Genomic DNA, 21,582 nt, shown 5'->3' on the forward strand with positions numbered 1-21,582 from the left:
TTCGTTTTACTGGTCAGACAGACAGGAATTTCGAGATCTGCGCGGCATCGACGCTGTCGCGCGGATCGTCACGCACAATCTCGCCGTTCTCGATCACGAGCACGCGGTCGGCGATGTCCAATGCGAAGCTCAGGACCTGCTCGGAGACGACGATCGACAGGCCCCGCTCATCGCGGATGCGCTTCAACGTGCGCGCCATCTCCTTGATGATCGACGGCTGGATGCCTTCGGTCGGCTCGTCCAGCAGCAACACTTTAGGCTTGGTGGCGAGCGCGCGGGCGATCGCCAATTGCTGTTGTTGGCCGCCTGAGAGATTGCCGCCGCGGCGACCCTTCATCTCCAGGAGCACGGGAAACAGCTCGTAGATGTCTTCCGGCACTTCCGAGCCGCCGGAGACGACGAGGCCGGTCTCGATGTTTTCCTTCACCGTCATGGTGGAGAAGATCATCCGGCCCTGCGGCACATAGGCGAGACCCTTGGCGACCCGGTCGTAGCTCGGCAGCGATCCGAGCTCGGCGCCGTCCATGGTCACCGAGCCGCTCTTGGTCGGCACGATCCCCATCAGCGACTTCATCAGAGTGGTCTTGCCCATGCCGTTGCGGCCCATGATCGCGACGATCTCGTTAGGCGCGACCGAGACGTTGAGGCCGTGCAGCACCTCGCTCTGGCCGTAGGCGACGTGAAGATCATTGATTGCCAGCATTGATGTCGCTCCTTAATGGCCGAGGTAGACTTCGATCACTTTCGGATCGTTCTTCACCTTCTCCATGGTGCCCTCGGAGAGGATCTGCCCCTGGTGCAGCACCGTGACCTTGTGAGCGATGTCCTCGACGAATTTCATGTCGTGCTCGATGACGAGCACCGAGCGATCCTTGATGATGCGGTTGAGCAGCTCGGCGGTCTTGACCCGCTCGGAGACGCTCATGCCGGCGACAGGCTCGTCGAGCATCAGCAGGTCCGGATCCTGGATCAGCAGCATGCCGATCTCGAGCCACTGCTTCTGGCCGTGGCTGAGCAGCGCCGCACTCATGTTGAGCCGATCCTTCAGGAAGATCATCTCCGCGACTTCATGGACGCGATCGCGGACGGCGGCATCGCGGGTGAAGGTCAGCGCGCCGAAGACGGTGCGGCCGCGCGGATAGGAGATCTCCAGATTCTCGAACACCGTGAGATCGTCATAGATCGACGGCGTCTGGAACTTGCGGCCCACGCCGGCCTTGACGATCTGGTTCTCCTTCAGCTTGGTCAGGTCCTTGCCGCGAAACTCGATCGAGCCCGACGTTGCTTTGGTCTTGCCGCAGATCAGGTCGAGCACGGTGGTCTTGCCTGCGCCGTTTGGACCGATGATGACCCGGATCTCGTTTTCCTCGACATAGAAGGAGAGATCGTTGACCGCCTTGAAGCCGTCGAAGGAGACGGTCAGGCCGGAGACCGCGAGCAGGAATTCCTTGGGCTGATGACCGACGAGCATAAGATCCTCCTCACTCTGCCGGTGCGCCGTCGGCGACCGAATTGTCGGTCCAGCCGGCCTTCGGCTTGCGCACACCGATGAACCTGCTGATCCGCGGCTGGACGTAATCTCCCCAGATGCCGGCGAGACCGTTCGGGAATGCGAGCACCACGGCGATGAACAGGCCACCGAGGCCGAACAGCCAGAGCTCGGGGAACGACTCGGAAAGGCTGGTCTTGGCGAAGTTCACCAGGATCGTTCCGTAGACCGCGCCGAGGATCGAGAGACGGCCGCCGACCGCGGTGTAGATCACCATCTCGATCGAGGGCACGATGCCGACAAAGGACGGCGACATGAACCCGACGTTAAGCGCGAACATCGCGCCTCCGATCGCGGCGAAGATCGCGGCGATGCAGAAGGCGAAAATCTTGAAGTTGGCGACGCTATAGCCCGAGAACCTCACACGGTCTTCCTGATCGCGCATCGCCACCAGGATGCGGCCGAGCTTGGAGTGGCGGACGAACTGCGCGACGAAGATGCAGGCGAACAGCAGGCCAACTTCGAAGAAATAGAGTACGATCTTGGCGTGGTCGGGACGAATGTCCCAGCCTTTCAGCGTGCGCAGATCGGTCATGCCGTTGATGCCGCCGGTGTAGCCCTGCTGGCCGACGATCAGGATGGTCAGGATCGCCGCGACCGCCTGCGTGATGATCGCGAAATAGGTGCCACCGACGCGGCGCTTGAACATCGCAGCACCAATGACGAGGGCGAAGATGCCCGGCACCAGGATCACGGCGGCGATGGTGAAGGTCAGACTGTGGAAGGGCTTCCAGAAGAACGGCAGCGCGGTGATCTGGTTCCAGTCCATGAAATCGGGAATGCCGGGCGTCGACTGGATCTTGGTGTTCTCGACACTCGACGCCTCGAGCTTGAGAAACATCGCCATGCAGTAGCCACCGAGACCGAAGAATACGCCCTGGCCCAGACTGAGAATGCCGCCATAGCCCCAGCAGATCACGAGCCCGAGCGCGACGAAGGCATAGGTCAGGTATTTGGCGACCAAGTTGAGACGGAAGACGTCGAGGCAGAGCGGCAGGATCACGACAAGAAAGACGGCGAGCACCAGGATGCCGATCAGCTCCGAACGCGAGGTAAAGCGACTGTCGTTCATGGGTTCAGCCCCCTGCACTTTCGTTATTTGCGGACCTTGAGAGCGAACAGACCCTGCGGCCTCAGCATCAGAATTCCGACCACTGCGAGCAGCGTCAGCACCTTCGCCATCGAACCCGACATGAAAAACTCGAGCGTCGACTGGGTCTGCGAGATCGAGAAGGCCGAGGCGATGGTGCCAAGCAGGCTGGCGGCGCCGCCGAACACGACGACGAGGAATGTGTCGACGATGTAGAGCTGGCCTGACGTCGGGCCGGTCGAGCCGATCATGGTGAAAGCGCTGCCGGCGACGCCGGCGATTCCACAACCGAGTGCGAAGGTGTAGCGGTCGACCTTGGCGGTGTTGATACCGACGGCGCCGGCCATGATGCGGTTCTGCACGACGGCACGCACCTGGCGCCCCCAGCGCGACATGAACATGACATAGGCGACGCCGATCGTAATCAGCACCGTTAGGCCCATCACGAAAACGCCGTTGATCGGCACCTCGATGGAGTCCGTGACTCGCAGCGAGCCCAGCATCCATTGCGGCAGCTCGACGCCGACCTCGCGCGCCCCGAAGATCGAGCGATAAGCCTGCTGCAACATCAGACTGAGGCCCCAGGTCGCGAGCAACGTGTCGAGCGGCCGCTTGTAGAGATGCCTGATCAGCACCCATTCGACCAGCATCCCGAGCGCGCCGGAGGCGAAGAAGGCCAATATCATGGCGAGAAAGAAATAGCCGCTGAACAGACCAGGCAGATAGGTCTGGAAGAGATTCGACGTCATCCAGGTGACGTAGGCGCCGAGGATCATGAACTCGCCATGGGCCATGTTGATGACGCCCATCTGGCCAAAGATGATCGCAAGCCCCAACGCCATCAGCACGTAGACGGAGAACAGGATCAGGCCGGCAAAGCCCTGCATGACGAAGATCGAGCCGAGGTCGCCAATCGAGTAGTCGCCGAACATCTGATTTCTCCATCGAGAGACAATGTCCCGCGTCGCGAGTGAATTCGCGACGCGGGGGCGTGAGACGCGGATTGACGGTCCGCGTCAGGGAGCTGTTGCTCGGGGGAAAGATCGGCGGGGCTTATTGGTAGCCCTTCGGGAACGGATCTGGCTCGACCAGATCGGCGGTCTCGTAGATCAGCTCGAACTGACCATCGAGCTTGGCGCGGCCGACGCGGGTCTTGGACCAGAGATGATGATTCTCATGGATGCGTACGTAGCCTTCCGGCGCGCCCTTGAACTCGACGCCGGGCGATGCCGCCGCGATCTTGTCGATATCGAAGGAGCCCGCCTTCTCGACCGTCAACTTCCATAGCCACGGGCCGAGATAGGCAGCCTGGGTGACGTCTCCGATCACCGTCTTCTCGCCCCACATCTTCTTGAAGGCCGGGACGAACGCCTTGTTGTTGGGATTGTCGAGCGACTGGAAATACTTCATGCACGCATAGGCGCCTGCGATGTTCTCGCCGCCGATGCCGTCGATCTCGTCCTCGGTCACCGAGATCGTGAGCAGCGCCTGCTTGGACAAATCGATACCGGCCGCCTTGAGTTGCTTGTAGAAGGCGACGTTGGAGCCGCCGACCACGTCCGTGAAGATGACGTCGGGCTTGGTCAGCTTGATCTTGTTGATCACCGAATTGAACTGGGTGTTGCCGAGCGGGTAATATTCCTCGCCGACGACCTTGCCCTTCAGCACGTTCTCGACGTGCTTGCGCGCAATCTTGTTCGAGGTGCGCGGCCAGATATAGTCCGAACCGATGAAGAAGAACGATTTGGCGCCCTTCTCCTTGGCGATCCAGTTCAGGCCGGCGAGAATCTGCTGGGTGGCTTCCTGCCCGGTGTAGATCACGTTCTTGGACTGCTCGAGCCCCTCATAGAAGGTCGGGTAGTAGAGCATGCCGTTGTACTGCTCCATGACCGGCAGCACCGCCTTGCGCGAGGCCGAGGTCCAGCAGCCCATGATCGCCGCGACCTTGTCGTTGACCAGCAGCTTCTTGGCTTTCTCCGCAAACGTGGGCCAGTCGCTGGCGCCGTCTTCCTGGATGAACTTGATCTTGCGGCCGAGCACGCCACCGGCGGCATTGATCTGCTCGATCGCGAGCTTCTCGGCTTCGATCGAGCCGGTCTCCGATATCGCCATCGTGCCGGTGGCCGAGTGCAAGATGCCGACCGTCACCTCGGTATCGGTGACAGCGAGGCCGGTGGTGTTGACCGCGGAAGTTGCAGGCGCCTGCGCATAGGACGACCGCGGAAGCATGGTTATCGCGGGAATCGCTGCCATTCCCATCAGCAGCTTGCGGCGGAATGCCGACTGCAGGCCCTTATTTGTTTCGTCTGACATGAGCACCCCATTGGTTTGACAACGCGCTTATTGGTGAGGCGAGGATTGCTCAAAATTGTGCAACGCACAGATACGTGGGATTGCGTATACTGCACCGCAAAATAGCGACGTAGGTTTTTGGTACGGGGTTTGCTGACGATCGACGCCGGCAACCGGGTCAGGAGTTTCGTGCAAGTGGCAGGGCGGCAGCGGATTGACCGCGTCAGGCGCCAGTACAATCAATGGGTCGCCAACCAGACGCTGGAAGACTATGCGCTGCGCTTTACAGCCAAAAGCGCACGGCGCTGGTCCGCCGCCCGCGTCGCCAACACCGCCCTCGGCGCAATCTCATTCCTGGCGCTGGAAGCGATCGGCGGCACCATCACGCTGAACTACGGCGCCAGCAACGCGACAGCAGCAATTCTGGTCGTCAGCGTCATCATCTTCCTGTGCGGCCTGCCGATTGCCTATTATGCCGCAAAATGCGGCATCGATATCGATCTGCTGACCCGCGGCGCCGGTTTCGGCTATATCGGCTCGACAATCACCTCGCTGATCTACGCCTCCTTCACCTTCATCTTTTTCGCCTTCGAGGCCGTGATCCTGGCCGCCGCGCTCGAAATGTGCTTCGGCATTCCCCGCCCGCTCGGCTATCTCGTCAGCGCCATCGTCATCATCCCGCTGGTGATCTACGGCATCACGCTGATCAGCCGATTCCAGCTGTGGACGCAACCCCTGTGGGTGATCCTGCATCTGCTCCCGTTTGCGGCGATCGGATGGGCCAATCCGCATTCCTTCGCGGAATGGCGGGGATTTGCGGGCGACCACGGCGATCCCAACGGCCATATTGACCTGCTGCTGTTCGGCACTGCCGCCTCGGTGGTGTTCTCGCTGGTCGCGCAGATCGGCGAACAGGTCGACTTCCTGCGCTTCCTGCCGCGCGACCGCCGCACGTCGAAGACGTCGTGGTGGATTGCGCTCCTTTGCGCCGGTCCAGGCTGGATCATGTTCGGAGCGCTGAAACTCCTGCTCGGCTCGTTCCTCGCCTACTTCGCTCTGAGCCATGGCGTCGGGCTCGAACAGGCGGCCGAGCCGGCCAACATGTATCTCGAAGCGTTTCGGTATGTGCTGTCGCAGCCCGAGCTCGCACTGGCGCTGACCGGCACGTTCGTGATCCTGTCGCAAGTCAAGATCAACGTCACCAACGCCTATGCCGGCTCGATCGCCTGGTCGAACTTCTTCTCGCGCCTGACCCATAGCCATCCCGGCCGCGTGGTCTGGCTGGTCTTCAACGTCATCGTGGCTCTGCTGCTGATGGAGATCGGTGTTTACAAGGCGCTTGAGCAGACGCTCGCACTGTATTCCAACGTCGCGATAGCCTGGGTCGGCGCGCTGGTCGCCGATCTCGTCATCAACAAACCACTCGGTTTGCGCCCGGCGCAGATCGAGTTCAAGCGCGCGCATCTCTACGATATCAATCCGGTCGGCGTAGGCGCTATGACGATCGCGACCATCGTCTCGATCTCGGCGTTCTACGGATTGTTTGGCCCGAACGCGAAGGCTCTGTCGGCCTTCGTGGCGCTCGTCGCCGCCTTCGTTTCAGCGCCCCTGATCGCATGGGCAACCGACGGCAAATACTACATCGCTCGCAAGCCGAAGCGGAGCTGGCAGAACGTCGAGGCGATCCAGTGCTGTATCTGCGAGCATTCGTTCGAGCCGGAGGACATGGCGTCCTGCCCCGCCTACGCCGGGCCGATCTGCTCGCTGTGCTGCTCGCTCGACGCCCGCTGCCATGATCTCTGCAAGCCGCACGCACGGGCCGGTGCGCAGGTCTCGCGGGCGCTCGGCAAGTTGCTGCCCGAAACGATATATGCGCGCATCAACTCGCAGTTCGGCCAATACATCGGCGTATTCGCGGTCTCGGCCGGCCTGGTCGGGCTGACGCTGGGGTTGATTTACCTGCAGACCTCGGCCACCCTACACGCAGACGCATTGCTGGCTGATGTGCTGTGGAAGGTGTTCTTCGCACTGATTATCATCATCGGCGTGGTCGTCTGGCTGTTCGTGCTGGCGCAGCAGAGCAGGCGCGCGGCCGAGGAAGAGACACGGCGGCAGACCGCGTTGCTGATCCAGGAGATCGACGCGCACAAGCGCACCGATGCCGAATTGCAGCGTGCCAAGGAGGTCGCAGAATCCGCCAACCTCGCCAAAAGCCGCTATGTGGTCGGTCTCAGCCACGAGCTACGCTCGCCGCTGAATGCGATCTCCGGCTACGCGCAACTCCTCGAGCAGGACAACAGCTTGCAGGCGCGGCCTCGCGACCAGGTCCGCGTGGTCCGTCGCAGCGCCGATCATCTCTCGGGCCTGATCGACGGAATCCTCGACATCTCCAAGATCGAGGCGGGACGGCTCTATCTCTCGCGCGACGAGGTGCGCCTCAACGACTTTCTCGATCAGCTCGTCGGCATGTTCCGCCTGCAGGCCGCCGCCAAAGGCATCGACTTCGTGTTCAAGCGGCCGGCGGTGCTGCCGGTTGTGGTCTATGCGGATGAAAAGCGGCTGCGGCAGATCCTGATCAACCTGCTGTCCAACGCGATCAAGTTCACGCAAACAGGCAGCGTGAAGTTCGTCGTGCATTATCGCAGCCCGGTTGCGGAGTTCGAGGTCGTCGATACCGGCCCCGGCATCCAGCCGGACGATCTCGAACGTATCTTCGCACCTTTCGAACGCGGCGCGCTCGGCATGGCGCAGCCGCACACCGGCACCGGCCTCGGATTGACCATCAGCCGCCTGCTCGCAGGTGTGATGGGCGGCGACATCAAGGTGACGAGCACGGTCGGCGCCGGCGCGACCTTCCGCGTCAAACTCCTGCTTTCCGAAGTGACGAACCCCCGGCGCGACGCCCCGGTGGAGGCCCCGATCTACGGCTATCTCGGCCCGCGCAAGACCATCCTGATCACCGACGACGATCCGACCCATCGCGATCTCCTGCGCGAGGTGCTGGCGCCGCTCGGCTTCATCCTGCTCAGCGCGCCCGATGGGCCCGGCTGCCTCGCGTTGGCGCAACACTGCCGGCCCGATCTGTTCCTGCTCGACATCTCCATGGCCGGCATGGACGGCTGGACCGTGGCGGAAACCCTGCGCGCCAAGGGTCATCACAGCGCGCGAATCCTGATGGTGTCGGCGAGCGCGCTGGAAGCCCACGGCGCGCCTCTGGCGCAGCCGTTCCATGACGGCTATCTGATGAAGCCGATCGACATCCCGCGGCTGCTGGAGACCATCGGCCAATTGCTCAAGCTCGAATGGCAGTACGAGGCCGACCGGGCGCCGGTGCCGCCGTGGAAGCCGGAGAGCGGCTCGCGGCCGCCGCAGAAATATGTCGAGGAACTGATCGGACTTGGCCGGCTCGGCTATGTCAGGGCGATCCAGCTCAAGCTCGACGAGATCGGCACCGAGCTGCCGGAACACGCCGATTTCGTCACCCATATGCGCGCACTGGTCGATCCCTTCGATCTCGACCAGTACATGGCGACGCTGAAAACCTTGCACGGCTATGATCACTGATCCCAAGATCGCAGATCCCAAGAAGCGCGACGTCGCCCTGGTCGTCGACGATTCCCCCGAGACCTTGCGGCTCCTGACTGATGCGCTCGACAGCGCCGGCATGACGGTCATGGTCGCGCTCGACGGCGCTGCTGCGATGCGGATCGTCGACCAGATCACGCCCGACATCGTGCTGCTCGATGCGGTGATGCCCGGCATGGACGGTTTCGAGACCTGCAAGCGGCTGAAGCGCGATGCCGGCCTGGACGGCGTGCCGATCATCTTCATGACAGGGCTGGCCGAGACCGAGCATATCGTGCGCGGACTTGAAGCCGGCGGCGTCGACTACGTGACGAAGCCGATCGTGATCGAGGAAATGCTGGCGCGGATCCGCGTCCACCTTGCCAACGCGCGGATGACGCAGAGCGCGCGCGCCGCCCTCGACGTTTCCGGGCGCTATCTGCTCGCGGTGAACAGCACGGGCAAGCTGCTGTGGGCAACACCGCAGGCGCAGAAGCTGTTGTCGGACACGCTCGCCGAAACCGGAGGATTCACCCTGCCCGAACCGATGCCGCAATGGCTCGATCAGGTGCAGAAGGGCAAACCAGCGGCGAAAACCGCGACCATGGCTGCGTTCCCCGGCAATGAGCAGCTGCGGCTGCAATTCATGGGCAAGCTCGGTCCCAACGAATTCCTGCTGCGGCTGGCCAAGGACACCAGCGCCGACATGCCCGCCGAATTCTCCAGCGAACTCGGCCTCACCACGCGTGAGGGCGAGGTGCTGTCCTGGCTCTCCAAGGGCAAGACCAACCGCGACATCGCGCAGATTTTGGGATTGAGCCCACGCACCGTCGACAAGCATCTCGAGCAGATCTATTCCAAGCTCGGCGTCGAAAACCGCACCGCGGCGGCGGCGATCGCAACCCGTGCAAACCGGCGCAATCAGTAAAGCGCATCCTTTCGCGAAGCATCGCTCCTCATCGGCAACACTGTCGTAGTCCGAAGTCGCCGATCCAGGGCGAAACGAAGCGCCTATTTTGCGCCGCATCATTGGCAGTGTCACGGAACGCTCAATTTTTGAGCGTGCAACCACGGCAAACCTCGGGCTTAATCGGGCCAACGTCGAATCGTGCTCACAAAACGTGGGTCGGAAAACGAAGACATCTGGCGGAGGATCGGATGCGGCGAGTCGCGGAGGTCGCTCTACTGGCGATCGTCTCTACGTTGACCGGCACGGCGCTCGCTTTCGACAACGGGCAATACGACAACGTTCCGCCTGACATCCGCGCGTGGTTCAAGGCCGTGACGGCGCCGAACGGCGTGCCCTGCTGCGACATCTCCGACGGACATCGTACCGACTACGATTTTCGTGCCGGCGCTTATTGGGTTCCAATCGAAGGGCAGTGGATGGCCGTACCCGAGCGGGCCATCATCCGCGATCGCGGCAATCCGATCGGTCAGGCCGTGGTGTGGTACGTGCATCATCGCGGCAACATCATCATCAGCTGTTTTGTGCCGGCAGACGCGGTGTGAATTCACGGCGCGCTTTGGCGACCGCAGTCCAGCCTTACTCCAGGCGTACGGGAACCGTGCTCCTTCACTCACTTTGCGACCGAGACCTCGTCGAAACTCGTTCGATTGGAACTCCTTGCGCTGATGAGCTGTTGCAGCGACGCACACTTGGCGAGCGCGATGAGCCCGCACAAGTCATCAGTGGCGAACTGACTCCGTTCGTATGATGGGTCGGCCAACTCACCCAGTTTGCTCGACGCTGACAATGCCGGGGGCAGCACCCACCATCTGGCGATCAAGCGCAGAATCTCCGTCTGCCCCTGAACCGTCGCGCCGCTTCCGCAAGCCGAATTGCGCGACCAGGCAAAGCGTCATCGTCATCAACGTCACGGTCCCGACCACGACGGCGCGTGTCTTCTCCATCGACCATATGTTGGCAACGACGTGCTGATAAGCCAGCACCAGGATCGTGAAGACCACGATAGCCGCCGTAAAGCCGAGCGCCGAGAGCAACCGCGCAACAAAGGTCTGTCGGGTCTGTTCGATGTCCTGCTTGGACGGATCTGCCTGACGGTCGAGATAGTAGTTGATGTAGATCGACGTCAACGGTCAGCCAGCGATTGAAGCCTTCTTCTCGCAGGTTGATTCCTTCGAGGAACTGGCCCTCGCCCGGCCGACCGATGAAAGCGACCTGCGACAGGTCGAGCGCGAGATCGGCATTGCTGCTGCTGAGAACCTTTGCAAAACAATCGCCCATGATTTGCCTGAGATCGGATAAGGCGCGTCTCAAGCTTTGTCGGCCAGTATCATAGCAGGCCGTGCCCCACAACGTCTCCTGCAGGAACGCTCGCGTGCGGCGCCCCGAAGAGATTGATCTCAATGCGTTTGGCCGCCACAAGGGAAATCCCGAAAACCTGATCAACCTAAAACTGCAACAGGCTAGCACCGCGCCCGACCAAGTCCAGCGAGTTCACGTTTATTTCACACCCTTGGCGAGCAAACCTGCACTAGCTTCCAAAATCATGATCGACGAAGAAGACCAGCGGCAAACCGGTCGAGACGAGCGATGCTCGTCCCCGCGCGATCTGATCGAATTTTACCACCGCTGGAACGAATATCGGCCTTTTGTCACCCGGCTGGCGAGCCGATCCGATCTCTCTTCGTCGGAGCGGGAAGTGCTTGGTTGGCTGATCCTGCTTGCCGACCGCATCGGGAAGCACGATCTTCAGACGTGAGCGAAAAGCTCAACCAAGACTCGGTGTCGCGAAATGTCCTCACGGGCGCATGACAACTCGTGTAATCCATCCCGCCCCTCAGCTGACCCGGATGCTGGAAGAGATCAACTGACAAGCTTTGCGACCGCAGGATAGTGCGATCTTCAGTCGAGGCCCTTCGCAATTCAACTCGCGCAGGGTCTTGTCCACCCAGGAGGAATCGTGCGTACCCGCCTTCATGTTCTTGCGCCTGCGTATGCTTTCGTCCCGCGCCCAGCCTGCGAGCAGATCGACCGGCAGCGCGTCTCCTGACGGCGTGCGCCCGGGGGCAGCGCCATCCGCGATGCCGCTCATCTGACCGCAATCACTCTGCAATGGGATCAATCTCTCTGGGGCAGCGCCGCGGCGCTGGAAATTAGGAGCGGACGCCCGAGTGGCCATGGCGACGACGGACCGGCGGTGGCAAGTCACCGTATGGAGAGAATCCTTCGGCGAGCCGGCTGGGCCCAGCGGCGTATTGGAAATCCTTCCGCAATGGGCAACGCGTTGCCATGGCGACGACCTCGCGCTCTGCGATACGAGTTTCCCTACCGCAACGCAGGAACGACAGCATCGTGCGCATTGCGTGTGGGCGACCGCCTCCGCTCTGCGCGGATTCGTTGACTTTGATCGGTGCCGTTGCATACTTGATACGGCTTCCCGCACCATCGCCGCGACATGAACTTCGGCGAGCTTCACTTTTCGGTGGTGCGTGGGCGGCCCAATCTGACCTGACCAGGACCTTAACATCAGCAGCGTCAAAAAAGGGAGGATTTCGTGGTGAAGCAGCAAGAGCATGATCAGCATCCCGCAATGCACCCGACCCGGCGAACGGTGCTCAAGAGCGCGGCCGGAGCCGCCGCACTTGGCACAACCGGCGCGCTCGGCACGTTCTCCGAGCTTGCATTCGCCCAGGCCAATCTGCGCGCAGAGATCACCAAGATTCCTGGCGTCGGCAAGGGTGCGCCCACCGACGCCGACTGGCAAAAGGTCGGGGAGCTCTGCCTTGGCCCGACCAAGGCAAGCATCAAGGAGGGTGAGTTCAAGGGCGTCGAGCTCTCCTTCATGGGACTGAATAATCAGAACTTGCACAACCTGCTGTTCCGGGGCTTCCTGAAGCCGTGGGAGGCCTATACGGGCGCGAAAATCTCCTGGATCGATTTGGCGCAGGCCGACTACAACCCGCGCCTGCAACAGGCGATCGCAACCGGTACCGTCGACTTCGACATCCTCGAGATGGGTGCGCCCTTCGAGGGCGACGTCTGCGGCAAGGGCCTCGCCTCGGAAATGCCGGACTGGGTCAAGAAGCAAATCGATATCGAAGACTACGTCGCTTACCTGAAGCCGCCGGTCGGCACCTGGAATGGCAAGACCTATCGCGTCACGATCGATGGCGATTGCCATAACTTCAACTATCGCACCGACGTATTCTCGGACGCCGCGCTCGCCAAGGCCTGGAAGGATGCCGGCAACACAAGCGAATGGGGAGTGCCGAAAACCTGGCAGCAGGTGCAGGCCGTCACGAAGTTCCTCAAGGGCCAGAAGTTCAAGGGCCAGAGCGTCTATGGCTATCTGGACGCGCCAAAGCCCTGGGGTGGGTTCGGCTTCTATTTTCTCGGCAGCCGCGCGACTGCCTACGCCAAACATCCCGACGACAAGGCATGGCTGTTCGACATCGACACGATGAAGCCGCGCATCAACAATCCGGCCTGGGTACGCGCCATCCAGGACGTGATCGATGCGTTGCCCTCCGAGCCGGCCGACCAGCTCAATGCCGATCCGAACACCACCGGCTTCCAGCAATTTCTGGCCGGCATCGGCTCGATGATCCCCTGGTGGGGAGACATCGGCCAGGTGGCGAAGGCGAGCGACACGTCCGTCATTGGCGATACCGTCGGTTTCGACATCTTGCCTGGGTCGGACGACGTCTACAATTCAAAGACCGGCCAATGGGACAAGCTTCCGAGCGGGCCGAACAATGCGCCGAACTGCGCCTATCTCGGCTGGGGCATCTATGTGATGGCGCGGGTCAATGGCGACGAGAAGAAGCACAAGGCGGCCTGGAGCGCGGCCGCGCATCTCGGCGGCAAGGACCTATCGCTCTGGACGGTGATGTATCCGTCGGGCTTCCAGGTCCACCGGACCAGCCACTCTCACATCGATGAATGGGTGGCGGCAGGTTACGACAGGAAGTACATCACGTCCTATCTGAACTCGCAGTTCAACTCGTATAACCATCCCAATCGGGCGGTCGAGCCGCGCATCCCCGGCATCTTCCAGTACTACAGCATTGCCGAGGACGAGTTGACGAAGATCTTCTCCGGCAAGGTGGACGCGCAGACCGGCGCCAACAACATCGCCGCCGCCTGGGAGAAGCTGACCGACCAACTCGGCCGCGAGCGACAGATCGGACTCTACAAGGCCTCTTTCGGCGTATAGCGTGGATGATCTCGCTGCAGATCTCGAAGCCAGGCGCGCCCCCTCCCCCGCTTGCGGGGGAGGGGCAGGGAGAGGATGCGTCCCCGTTGGGATTCCCGGAGTGGAGAGTGCCCTCACCCGCGCCTTAGGCATAGCCGAGGCTTTGGCTTTCGGCATTTCGCGAGAGGACGGTCGCCGAAGGCGGCCTATGCTCTCCCGCACGCGGGAAAGCTGAAACGGGGCCCGGCGAGATCGAATTCGATGCAAAGTTCCGTTGACATAGCCGACGCCGTGCCCCCGAAAGCAGGGATGAAGCGCGCAGTGCGCCGGCGCGCGACGGTCGGCCGCATCTTGATCGGTCTCGCCTCGCTCGTGTTCCTGGTGGTGCTGGTCGTTCAGGTGCTGCATGCAGCCGGCGCGATCGCCGCCGGCTTCTCGACTTGGCGCCCGATCCTGATCGTCTACCTGCTCTGGGCCATCGCGTTCGGGACCGCGCAGGTGCTCATACGCGGCGAGCGCGGCCAACGCGCGCTGTTCCTGCTGCCGGCCGTGTTCTTCACCGTCGCCGTGGTGATCTTTCCGACCATCTTCGGGCTCTACATCGCCTCGCTCGACTGGAACCTGTCCTCGATCGAGGGCCCGCACTTTAGCGGGCTCGACAACGTAAGGGCGATGCTGAGCGACACCTATTATTGGAATGCGCTCGGCAACATGGTGTTCTACTCCGTCGCAGTGCTCGGCGAGTATGCGATCGCGTTCGCGCTGGCGCTGCTGCTCAGCGCCGAGATCCGCGCGCGGAAATTCTTTCGTGTTGTATTCCTGCTGCCGATGATGCTGAGCCCCGTCGCCGTGAGCTGGATGATCGGCAAGTCGCTGCTGGAATATCGCTTCGGTCCGGCGGCGACGCTGGCGCGCTATCTCGGCTGGGACAACCCGGCCTTCTTCGCCTCCCCCTGGATGGCACGTTTCACGATCCAGGCGATGGACGCCTGGGTGTCCATTCCCTTCATCATGATCATCCTGCTTGCGGGCCTCCAGGCCATGCCCAAGGAGGTGCAGGAGGCCGCCAAGGTCGACGGCGCGAACGGCTGGCAGTCGTTCTGGCACGTAACGTTTCCGATCATGCTGCCGGTCAGCATCACCGTGCTCATCATCCGCATCATCTTCAAGCTGAAGCTCGCCGACATCGTCATCAACGTCACCGCCGGCGGTCCTGGCGGCGCGACCGACACCGTCTCGAGCTTCATCTATCGCGTCTACCGCGACCGCTCGAACGTCGGATACGGCACCGCTCTCGCGATGGTCTATCTGCTTCTGATCATCGTGCTGCTGACGCTGGTGCTGCGCTTGTCCAAACGCTGGACGCAGCGGGTTACCTGAGGGAGTTGCTCACGTGGCTGTCACGACCGCGAAATCCGCCCACAGGCACCCCGTCGCACCGCGCGCCAAGCGGATGGCGAGCCGCGCGCTGATCTACGCCGCGCTGCTGTTCTGGACATTCATTTGCCTGTTCCCGATCTACTGGACTGTCACGACCTCGTTCAAGTCGGCGGTCGACGTGACGCAGGCGCACCTGATCCCGTGGGTGGACTTCAATCCGGACTGGAAGGGTTGGCGCTCGCTCGGGCTGTCGCCGGATACGCTGTTCGAAACCTCGACCGCCCGCTCCGAGTTCGTCAACCGCTTCATCAACAGCATCATCACCTCGGTCGGCGCGTCGGTCCTGGCACTGATCCTCGGATCGCTGGCGGCGTATGGCTTGAGCCGCTTCCGCTACAAATTCGCCTGGATGCGCAACGACGACATCCTGTTCTTCTTCATGTCGCAGCTCATCCTGCCGCCGGTGGTGCTCGCCTTGCCCTTCCTCGTGCTCTATAAGGCGCTCGCGCTACTCGACACCACCTTCGGCCTGATCCTGCTCTATACGCTGACAGTGCTGCCGATCGTCATCTGGATCATGCGGGACCAGTTCAATGCCATACCGGTCGAACTCGACGAGGCGGCTTTCGTCGATGGTCTGTCGGCCTGGGGCGCGTTTCTGCGCATCATCCTGCCCTTGGCTTTTCCTGGTATGGCGGCCGCTTTTATTCTCTCGCTGGTGCTGTGCTGGAACGAGTATTTCTTCGCCGCGCTCTTGACCAGCACGGATGCCAAGACCTTGCCCGTGATGGTCGCGAGCCAGACCGGCTCGCAAGGCATCAACTGGTGGTCGATGGCGGCACTATCGACGGCCGCAATCGCGCCCCTCGTCCTGATCGGCATCTTCCTGGAGCGCTACATCGTCAGCGGGCTGACGACCGGCGCGGGCAAATAGGCGACGCGCAGCATATCGCCAGCGCGCGGACAGATGGGTCCGCGCGCAAATTCGGCCTTTAGAAGAAGCCGAGCTTCTTCGGGCTGTAGCTGACCAGCAGATTCTTGGTCTGCTGATAGTGGTCGAGCATCATCTTGTGGGTCTCGCGACCGATACCCGACTGCTTGTAGCCGCCGAAGGCGGCATGGGCGGGATAGGCATGATAGCAGTTGGTCCAGACGCGGCCGGCCTGGATCGCGCGGCCGAAGCGATAGCAGCGATTGGCGTCGCGGCTCCAGACGCCGGCGCCGAGGCCGTACAGCGTGTCGTTGGCGATCGCGAGCGCCTCCTCGTCGGTCTTGAAGGTGGTGACGGAGACCACGGGGCCGAAAATCTCCTCCTGGAAGATCCGCATCTTGTTGTTGCCGTGGAACACGGTCGGCTGGACGTAGAAGCCGCCGGAGAGATCGCCGCCGAGATCGGCCCGCGCGCCGCCGGTCAGGAGCTGCGCGCCCTCCTTCTTGCCGATGTCGATATAGGACAGGATCTTCTCCAACTGCTCGCCGGAGGCTTGAGCACCGATCATGGTTGCGGCGTTGCGCGGGTCGCCCTGGGTAATCGCCCGGACGCGCTTCAAGGCCTTCTCCATGAAACGCTCATAGATCGACTCCTGCACCAGCGCACGGCTCGGACACGTGCAGACCTCGCCCTGGTTCAGCGCGAACATGACGAAGCCCTCGATCGCCTTGTCGAGGAAGTCATCGTCCTCAGCCGCCACGTCCTTGAAGAAGATGTTCGGCGACTTGCCGCCCAGCTCGAGCGTAACCGGGATCAGGTTCTGGCTGGCATACTGCATGATCAGCCGGCCGGTGGAGGTTTCGCCGGTGAAAGCGATCTTGGAGATGCGCGGGCTCGACGCCAGCGGCTTGCCGGCCTCGAGCCCGAAGCCGTTGACAACGTTGAGAACCCCGGGCGGCAGCAGGTCGCCGATCAGCCCGATCCAGACCATGATCGAGGCCGGAGTCTGCTCCGCAGGCTTCAGTACGACGCAGTTGCCTGCCGCGAGCGCCGGCGCCATCTTCCAGCACGCCATCAGCAACGGGAAGTTCCAGGGGATGATCTGACCGACGACGCCCAACGGCTCATGAAAATGATAGGCGACGGTGTCGTTGTCGATTTCGGCAAGGCTACCCTCCTGGCCGCGCACGACGCCGGCGAAATAGCGGAAATGGTCGATCGCCAGCGGCAGGTCGGCGGCGCGGGTCTCGCGGATCGGCTTGCCGTTGTCCCAGGTCTCGGCGATCGCCAACAGCTCGAGATTTTCTTCCATCCGATCCGCGATGCGGTTGAGAATGAGGGCGCGTTCGACCACGCTGGTGCGGCCCCAGGCGTCCTTGGCGGCATGGGCTGCGTCGAGCGCAGCTTCGACGTCCGGCGCTTCCGAGCGCGCGATCCTGCAGACCACCTGCCCCGTCACCGGCGAGGCGTTGTCGAAATACTTGCCCGACCTGGGCGCGACCCATTTGCCGCCGATGAAATTGTCATAGCGTTCGGCGAACGGATTTTGCGATGCCGTGAGGAATTCCGGCTTGTTCATGCTTCACTCCCGCTGTTGCATTGATTGATTACCGGCCTCGCGTCAGCGCGATGCCGAGAGCGAACATGTCGGGTGAAAGCGAAAATGTCAGCCGGGCGAGTTCGGATCGCACCTGCAACCTGTCTCAAAGGTGCGACATTCGACGCTGCGCGGGCGCTCGAATGCCTGTAAGGAACTCAAGCGAGCGGCTTGAGGTCGAAGCGCTTGAGCTTGCGGTGCAAGGTGGCGCGGCTCACACCAAGCGCCTTCGCCGCTGCCGAGACATTGCCTCGCGCGCGCGTCAGCGCCCGTTGTAAGGTCGCGCGTTGCGCGTCGCCGAGCCGCTCATGGATCCCTTCCTCGCGGCAAAGCAGATCCGCGGCCGGGACCGGCCGCAACTGACGATCGGGCGGGATGCCCAACACCAAGCGAGCGTCGCGCGTGGCGCCGACCACAAGGTCGTCCCGGTCGATCGCCAGCAACCCGCTGCCACGGGTATCAATCGGCGGCGTCAGCACGATCCGAGCATCCGCAAAAGCGTGCCGGAACAGCTCGGTCTCGATCCGCCGCGCCGCTTCACCGACCGCGAGCGTGATCAGATTTGCGATCGTTTCGGTGTGATCGGCGCGGCAGGAGGAAACATCGAGAACGCCTGCCAGCCTCGCATGGCCGTCGTAGATCGGGACAGCCGTACAGCTGAGCAGCGTGTTGCGCGAGAAGAAATGCTGATCGCGATGGATCGTCAACGCGCGCTCCTCGGCCAGACAGGTGCCGATGCCGTTGGTTCCTTCGTACTCCTCGCTCCAGAGCGAGCCGGTCCACAGGCCCCAACGCTCGAACGTGGGGTCGTCGGCTGGAGCTCCACGTCGATCGACCGGTATGCCCTCGCGACTGGCCAACAGCACACAGCATCCGATAGCGCCCACGGCGTGATACAGCCGGTTCATTGCGAACCGCGCGGCCCCGATCAATAGCTCATTTTGTTCGATCGCTTGCCGCACCTCGGGTTCCGTTAGCCGTAGCGGCGGTCGGACACCAGACGGATCGAGACAGTGCAATCGGGAAGAGCGGCACCAGGATGCGACCAAGGCGGATCTTGCTGCTTGGCCGGAGCCGATCGCAGCTTCGACCCGATCGGCGTGATGATGCTCGATAATCAGTCCCATTGATCCTCCGTCGTCCGTCTACGGCTCGCCATTTCTTCGGCAGAGATTGTTGGCACGCAAAAGGGCATGGGTTCGGCTACATCGTCGCCTAGCCGTTGGCAATCCGTGAAATGACCGCTCACAAAAGCGAGTTGCGGGCAGAGTTCGCGCTCGCCGTCCCGGCATTCCTCCCCAGGCCCCCCGAGGTCCTGGCCTCGTCGGAAGCGCAAAGCCCGCCGAGCGCCTTCTCGGCTGAGACAATCAGCAGCAGCCCGGGCCCCGAAGCAGGTCAATCGTTTCTGGCCTTGAAGGCTTCTTTCTGAGCGCATCGATCGTGTAGCTGTTGGCGCAATATTCCGGATAGCGCAGAGCCGCGGTCCCAGCCTGCATCTCACGGTTGCACCGGAACTTGGTCGAGCAAAGTGCGCACACCAACGTAAGGTCGCGCAGCACACCCGGCTCCTTGTCGGCAATCGATCCCTCATCAATCCCGAGCGCCTCGAGCAGCTGCGGCAATTCTTTGGCACCCTGCCTGCTATGAGCAACGAGAGTTTCGAGCTCGGCGCGCGGGATGCGAAGATCACGCGCAATCGACTCGACTTCTGACGTAGCGAGTGCACGGATTTCGGCAGAACGGTGAAACTGGCCGAGCCAGTCCGCGACTCTTCCGATCAACCTGCTGGCGATCGATGTCGCCCCGATGGCTGTTGTCATGGCGACCTCCCGAAGATTTTGAACAGATGCAGTATTCTGCTGCGGAGCGGCGCCCGCATTGCGCCAGGTCAAACTCGGCAGCAATTCGCCACGGCCGGCTGCTCGCCGGCGTCAAGTCGCGCCGGTGTCCACCGGCACGACAATGCGGCGGTAAAGATGCCAAGTGGTGTGGCCGAGCACCGGGAGTGTCACGACCAGGCCGAGAAAATACGGAATCGCCGAGACCGCCAACAGCATGACGATAACCGCCGCCCATCCCAACATCGGTCCAGGGCTGGCCGCAACCGCGCGTACGCTGGTGATCATTGCAGTAACGAAATCGACATCCCGGTCGAGCAGCAACGGGAACGATACCACCGTAAGCGCAAAAAGCATCAGCGATAGGGCTGCGCCAACGGCGTTGCCGACAGCGAGGAACAAGAGCCCTTCGTTGGTCGTGAGCACAATCGTCATGAACTCTTGCAAGCTGGAAAACGAGGCATCGAGCCCAATCAGCAGCGCCACCAGCAGCCGCACCTGGTACATCCAAATGACAAAGATGAAAAGCGTGACGAAAGCCATCCAACCGATCTCGCCCCGGGACCTCACACTGGAGCAAATCGCCGCAACCGAAATCGTCAGCCCGTTCTCGCGTCGACGGCTCACGTCATAGAGCCCGGTCGCGACGAACGGACCGATCATCGCAAACCCGGCGGCGAGCGGATAGGCGAGGTAGACAAGACCGAGCCCCAGCAGGCAGAGCATGATGGCGATACCGCCCGCGGCATAGAGCGCGCCAAACACCACCCCGTAGAGCGGCACCGCCTGAAAATCGCGCAAGCCCTCACTCAAGGCTTCGACAATATCGGCAACCGTGATGCGCCGCACCACGGGATCAGTCTTGCCGGATACCGACGTCATCGACCTCTCCACTCACCAAGGCATATTTATGCGGGCCCCCACTTGTCTCTGCCTTCGCCGAGTCGAGAGCCGCCCTCCGGCTGGAGCGATCGCGTCTCATCATCGTCGTCGGCAATCGCCCGCCAGGCGGCACCGTCGAGATCGTCATACTGGCCGCTGCGAAGCGACCACAGGAAGGCAGCAAGACCGGCAAGGCCGAGCATCAGCGCCAGCGGCACCAAGATGACCAGGATCTCCATCACATGATCTCCCGCGAGGTGCTGCGGGCGCGCAGCGAATTCAGCATCACCAGGATCGAGGATCCGCTCATGGCGGCCGCCGCGATCAGTGGCGTCACGACGCCGCTGATCGCGACCGGCACGGCCAGGACATTGTAGCCGATCGCAAGCCAGAGATTTTGCCGCATCAGATGCAGCGCCTTGCGCGCGGAATCGATGGCCGCGACAACGGGCGCCAGCGGTCGTCCGAGGAAGACGAGATCCGCGGTGGCCTGGCTCAGATGCGCCGCCGAGATGGGCGACATCGAGACGTGCGCTGCCGCGAGCGCCGGCGCATCGTTCATGCCGTCGCCGACCATCAGCACCCTTGCACCGCGCCGCTTCAGCTCTTCGATCCGCGCAATCTTGTCGGCCGGCGTGACGCCGGCGCGCCATTCGGCGATGCCGAGCGCATGAGCTGCCGCGATCACTGCGGGCTCGCGGTCGCCGGAGAGAATCTCGATACCGATATTGCGATCCTTCAACGCCGCGATCACGGCCTGCGCATCCGGACGCAGACCCTGGCGCACCGAGAGGACGAATTTTGCGTCGCCCTTACTGAAGGCGACGACCGAGGCTTCGGGGTCGAGATCGGCGCCAATCACCAACGCCTCTGCTCCGCAGAAGGAAGCACGGCCAAGGCGGATCTCAACACCGTCCACCGCTGCGCGGACGCCCCGCCCGGCCTCTTCGACGGCACCGACGATCGGCGATCTCGCGCCGGCAGCCTGCGCGACCGCGGCGGCGACGGGATGATGGCTCGACAATGCGAGGCGTCCGGCTAGCTCGAAAATTTCGCCGGGAATGTCGGCGGCGTTGCTCACGTCGAGATCCGGCAGCGTCAGCGTGCCGGTCTTGTCGAAGATGACGTGGTCGGCTTCGGCGAGGCGCTCGATCGCGTCGCCGGAGTTGAGCAGCACGCCAGCCCTGAACATCTTGCCCGAGGCCACCGTCTGCACGGTCGGGATCGCAAGCCCGAGCGCACAGGGACAGGTGATGATCAGAACCGCAACCCCGGTGACAACAGCATCATGCCAGCT

General features: G+C 62.4%; 21 protein-coding genes. 8 read left to right on the forward strand and 13 right to left on the reverse strand.

Going from position 1 to position 21,582, the window contains the following annotated elements:
- Positions 1 to 13: 13 nt before the first annotated feature.
- The 5 genes from urtE to urtA form a co-directional block, all read right to left on the reverse strand.
- The gene (gene urtE, locus BM222_RS37740; RefSeq protein WP_092239707.1) at positions 14 to 703 is read right to left on the reverse strand and encodes an urea ABC transporter ATP-binding subunit UrtE; all 690 of its coding nucleotides are present in this window, start codon (positions 701 to 703) and stop codon (positions 14 to 16) included.
- A 12-nt stretch (positions 704 to 715) separates the two neighbouring features.
- On the reverse strand, positions 716 to 1,471 hold the full coding sequence (gene urtD / locus BM222_RS37745; RefSeq protein ID WP_092239708.1) for an urea ABC transporter ATP-binding protein UrtD: 756 nt from the start codon (positions 1,469 to 1,471) through the stop codon (positions 716 to 718).
- A 10-nt stretch (positions 1,472 to 1,481) separates the two neighbouring features.
- Positions 1,482 to 2,621: an urea ABC transporter permease subunit UrtC gene (gene urtC, locus BM222_RS37750; RefSeq protein ID WP_092239709.1), complete on the reverse strand. Its 1,140-nt coding sequence runs from the start codon at positions 2,619 to 2,621 to the stop codon at positions 1,482 to 1,484.
- 23 nt (positions 2,622 to 2,644) lie between these two features.
- Positions 2,645 to 3,571, reverse strand: a complete 927-nt coding sequence (gene urtB / locus BM222_RS37755; protein ID WP_092239710.1) for an urea ABC transporter permease subunit UrtB — start codon at positions 3,569 to 3,571, stop codon at positions 2,645 to 2,647.
- A gap of 121 nt (positions 3,572 to 3,692) precedes the next feature.
- Positions 3,693 to 4,952: an urea ABC transporter substrate-binding protein gene (urtA, locus tag BM222_RS37760; RefSeq protein WP_092239711.1), complete on the reverse strand. Its 1,260-nt coding sequence runs from the start codon at positions 4,950 to 4,952 to the stop codon at positions 3,693 to 3,695.
- A gap of 174 nt (positions 4,953 to 5,126) precedes the next feature.
- Between urtA and BM222_RS37765 the strand changes: the two genes are divergently transcribed.
- From BM222_RS37765 to BM222_RS37775, 3 genes are all read left to right on the forward strand, one after another.
- Entirely contained in the window at positions 5,127 to 8,495 is a 3,369-nt protein-coding gene (locus BM222_RS37765) for a hybrid sensor histidine kinase/response regulator (RefSeq protein ID WP_092239725.1), read from the forward strand.
- Positions 8,485 to 9,423, forward strand: coding sequence for a response regulator transcription factor (locus BM222_RS37770; protein WP_092239712.1), 939 nt, complete (start codon positions 8,485 to 8,487; stop codon positions 9,421 to 9,423). Before BM222_RS37765 ends, BM222_RS37770 begins: the two co-directional genes overlap by 11 nt.
- Positions 9,424 to 9,653: 230 nt before the next feature.
- Positions 9,654 to 10,007, forward strand: coding sequence for a hypothetical protein (locus BM222_RS37775; RefSeq protein WP_177243713.1), 354 nt, complete (start codon positions 9,654 to 9,656; stop codon positions 10,005 to 10,007).
- A 219-nt stretch (positions 10,008 to 10,226) separates the two neighbouring features.
- On the opposite strand, the gene BM222_RS41605 is transcribed toward BM222_RS37775, so the two are convergent.
- Entirely contained in the window at positions 10,227 to 10,592 is a 366-nt protein-coding gene (locus BM222_RS41605) for a hypothetical protein (protein WP_177243714.1), read from the reverse strand.
- A 245-nt stretch (positions 10,593 to 10,837) separates the two neighbouring features.
- On the opposite strand from BM222_RS41605, the gene BM222_RS40665 reads away from it, so the two are divergent.
- Entirely contained in the window at positions 10,838 to 11,221 is a 384-nt protein-coding gene (locus BM222_RS40665) for a hypothetical protein (protein ID WP_143106180.1), read from the forward strand.
- A 78-nt stretch (positions 11,222 to 11,299) separates the two neighbouring features.
- On the opposite strand, the gene BM222_RS37795 is transcribed toward BM222_RS40665, so the two are convergent.
- The gene (locus tag BM222_RS37795; RefSeq protein ID WP_092239715.1) at positions 11,300 to 11,554 is read right to left on the reverse strand and encodes a hypothetical protein; all 255 of its coding nucleotides are present in this window, start codon (positions 11,552 to 11,554) and stop codon (positions 11,300 to 11,302) included.
- 60 nt (positions 11,555 to 11,614) lie between these two features.
- Between BM222_RS37795 and BM222_RS40670 the strand changes: the two genes are divergently transcribed.
- The 4 genes from BM222_RS40670 (at position 11,615) to BM222_RS37810 (ending at position 15,971) form a co-directional block, all read left to right on the forward strand.
- On the forward strand, positions 11,615 to 11,863 hold the full coding sequence (locus BM222_RS40670; protein ID WP_283810294.1) for an acyl-homoserine-lactone synthase: 249 nt from the start codon (positions 11,615 to 11,617) through the stop codon (positions 11,861 to 11,863).
- 189 nt (positions 11,864 to 12,052) lie between these two features.
- Positions 12,053 to 13,678: a type 2 periplasmic-binding domain-containing protein gene (locus BM222_RS37800; RefSeq protein ID WP_092239727.1), complete on the forward strand. Its 1,626-nt coding sequence runs from the start codon at positions 12,053 to 12,055 to the stop codon at positions 13,676 to 13,678.
- Positions 13,679 to 13,966: 288 nt separating this feature from the next.
- Complete coding sequence (locus tag BM222_RS37805; protein WP_244547418.1) at positions 13,967 to 15,037, forward strand: carbohydrate ABC transporter permease; 1,071 nt, start codon at positions 13,967 to 13,969, stop codon at positions 15,035 to 15,037.
- Between the two features lie 73 nt (positions 15,038 to 15,110).
- The gene (locus BM222_RS37810) at positions 15,111 to 15,971 is read left to right on the forward strand and encodes a carbohydrate ABC transporter permease (protein ID WP_092239717.1); all 861 of its coding nucleotides are present in this window, start codon (positions 15,111 to 15,113) and stop codon (positions 15,969 to 15,971) included.
- Between the two features lie 58 nt (positions 15,972 to 16,029).
- Here the strand turns inward: BM222_RS37810 and adh are convergent, their stop codons facing one another.
- The 6 genes from adh to BM222_RS37840 form a co-directional block, all read right to left on the reverse strand.
- A complete protein-coding gene (gene adh, locus BM222_RS37815) occupies positions 16,030 to 17,547 on the reverse strand; it encodes an aldehyde dehydrogenase (RefSeq protein WP_092239718.1) in 1,518 nt (505 codons plus the stop codon).
- 176 nt (positions 17,548 to 17,723) lie between these two features.
- Complete coding sequence (locus tag BM222_RS37820; protein WP_092239719.1) at positions 17,724 to 18,692, reverse strand: GAF domain-containing protein; 969 nt, start codon at positions 18,690 to 18,692, stop codon at positions 17,724 to 17,726.
- A gap of 240 nt (positions 18,693 to 18,932) precedes the next feature.
- Positions 18,933 to 19,457 carry a DUF6455 family protein gene (locus BM222_RS37825; protein ID WP_143106182.1) on the reverse strand — a complete coding sequence of 175 codons (525 nt, stop codon included), beginning with the start codon at positions 19,455 to 19,457 and terminating at the stop codon, positions 18,933 to 18,935.
- A gap of 39 nt (positions 19,458 to 19,496) precedes the next feature.
- Positions 19,497 to 20,285 carry a DUF2189 domain-containing protein gene (locus BM222_RS37830; RefSeq protein ID WP_092239721.1) on the reverse strand — a complete coding sequence of 263 codons (789 nt, stop codon included), beginning with the start codon at positions 20,283 to 20,285 and terminating at the stop codon, positions 19,497 to 19,499.
- Between the two features lie 26 nt (positions 20,286 to 20,311).
- Positions 20,312 to 20,524 (reverse strand): cbb3-type cytochrome oxidase assembly protein CcoS, encoded by a 213-nt coding sequence (ccoS, locus tag BM222_RS37835; protein WP_244547419.1) that lies wholly within the window; start codon positions 20,522 to 20,524, stop codon positions 20,312 to 20,314.
- The coding region (locus BM222_RS37840) for an HAD-IC family P-type ATPase (RefSeq protein ID WP_143106183.1) at positions 20,524 to 21,582 on the reverse strand (1,059 nt) is incomplete at its 5' end. The genes BM222_RS37840 and ccoS, both read right to left, overlap by 1 nt.

It is taken from the genome of Bradyrhizobium sp. Gha (assembly GCF_900113735.1).
In the GTDB taxonomy this organism is placed as follows: Bacteria; Pseudomonadota; Alphaproteobacteria; order Rhizobiales; family Xanthobacteraceae; genus Bradyrhizobium.

What these genes read in the sequence shown, in the direction of transcription:
- urtA (WP_092239711.1), bottom strand. Translation starts at nt 4,952, where the DNA reads ATGTCAGACGAAACAAATAAGGGCCTGCAGTCGGCATTCCGCCGCAAG.
- BM222_RS37795 (WP_092239715.1), bottom strand. Translation starts at nt 11,554, where the DNA reads ATGAGCGGCATCGCGGATGGCGCTGCCCCCGGGCGCACGCCGTCAGGA.
- ccoS (WP_244547419.1), bottom strand. Translation starts at nt 20,524, where the DNA reads ATGGAGATCCTGGTCATCTTGGTGCCGCTGGCGCTGATGCTCGGCCTT.
- urtD (WP_092239708.1), bottom strand. Translation starts at nt 1,471, where the DNA reads ATGCTCGTCGGTCATCAGCCCAAGGAATTCCTGCTCGCGGTCTCCGGC.
- urtC (WP_092239709.1), bottom strand. Translation starts at nt 2,621, where the DNA reads ATGAACGACAGTCGCTTTACCTCGCGTTCGGAGCTGATCGGCATCCTG.
- BM222_RS37775 (WP_177243713.1), top strand. Translation starts at nt 9,654, where the DNA reads ATGCGGCGAGTCGCGGAGGTCGCTCTACTGGCGATCGTCTCTACGTTG.
- BM222_RS37820 (WP_092239719.1), bottom strand. Translation starts at nt 18,692, where the DNA reads ATGGGACTGATTATCGAGCATCATCACGCCGATCGGGTCGAAGCTGCG.
- BM222_RS37800 (WP_092239727.1), top strand. Translation starts at nt 12,053, where the DNA reads ATGCACCCGACCCGGCGAACGGTGCTCAAGAGCGCGGCCGGAGCCGCC.
- BM222_RS37810 (WP_092239717.1), top strand. Translation starts at nt 15,111, where the DNA reads ATGGCGAGCCGCGCGCTGATCTACGCCGCGCTGCTGTTCTGGACATTC.
- adh (WP_092239718.1), bottom strand. Translation starts at nt 17,547, where the DNA reads ATGAACAAGCCGGAATTCCTCACGGCATCGCAAAATCCGTTCGCCGAA.
- BM222_RS37830 (WP_092239721.1), bottom strand. Translation starts at nt 20,285, where the DNA reads ATGACGTCGGTATCCGGCAAGACTGATCCCGTGGTGCGGCGCATCACG.
- urtB (WP_092239710.1), bottom strand. Translation starts at nt 3,571, where the DNA reads ATGTTCGGCGACTACTCGATTGGCGACCTCGGCTCGATCTTCGTCATG.
- BM222_RS37805 (WP_244547418.1), top strand. Translation starts at nt 13,967, where the DNA reads ATGAAGCGCGCAGTGCGCCGGCGCGCGACGGTCGGCCGCATCTTGATC.
- BM222_RS37770 (WP_092239712.1), top strand. Translation starts at nt 8,485, where the DNA reads ATGATCACTGATCCCAAGATCGCAGATCCCAAGAAGCGCGACGTCGCC.
- urtE (WP_092239707.1), bottom strand. Translation starts at nt 703, where the DNA reads ATGCTGGCAATCAATGATCTTCACGTCGCCTACGGCCAGAGCGAGGTG.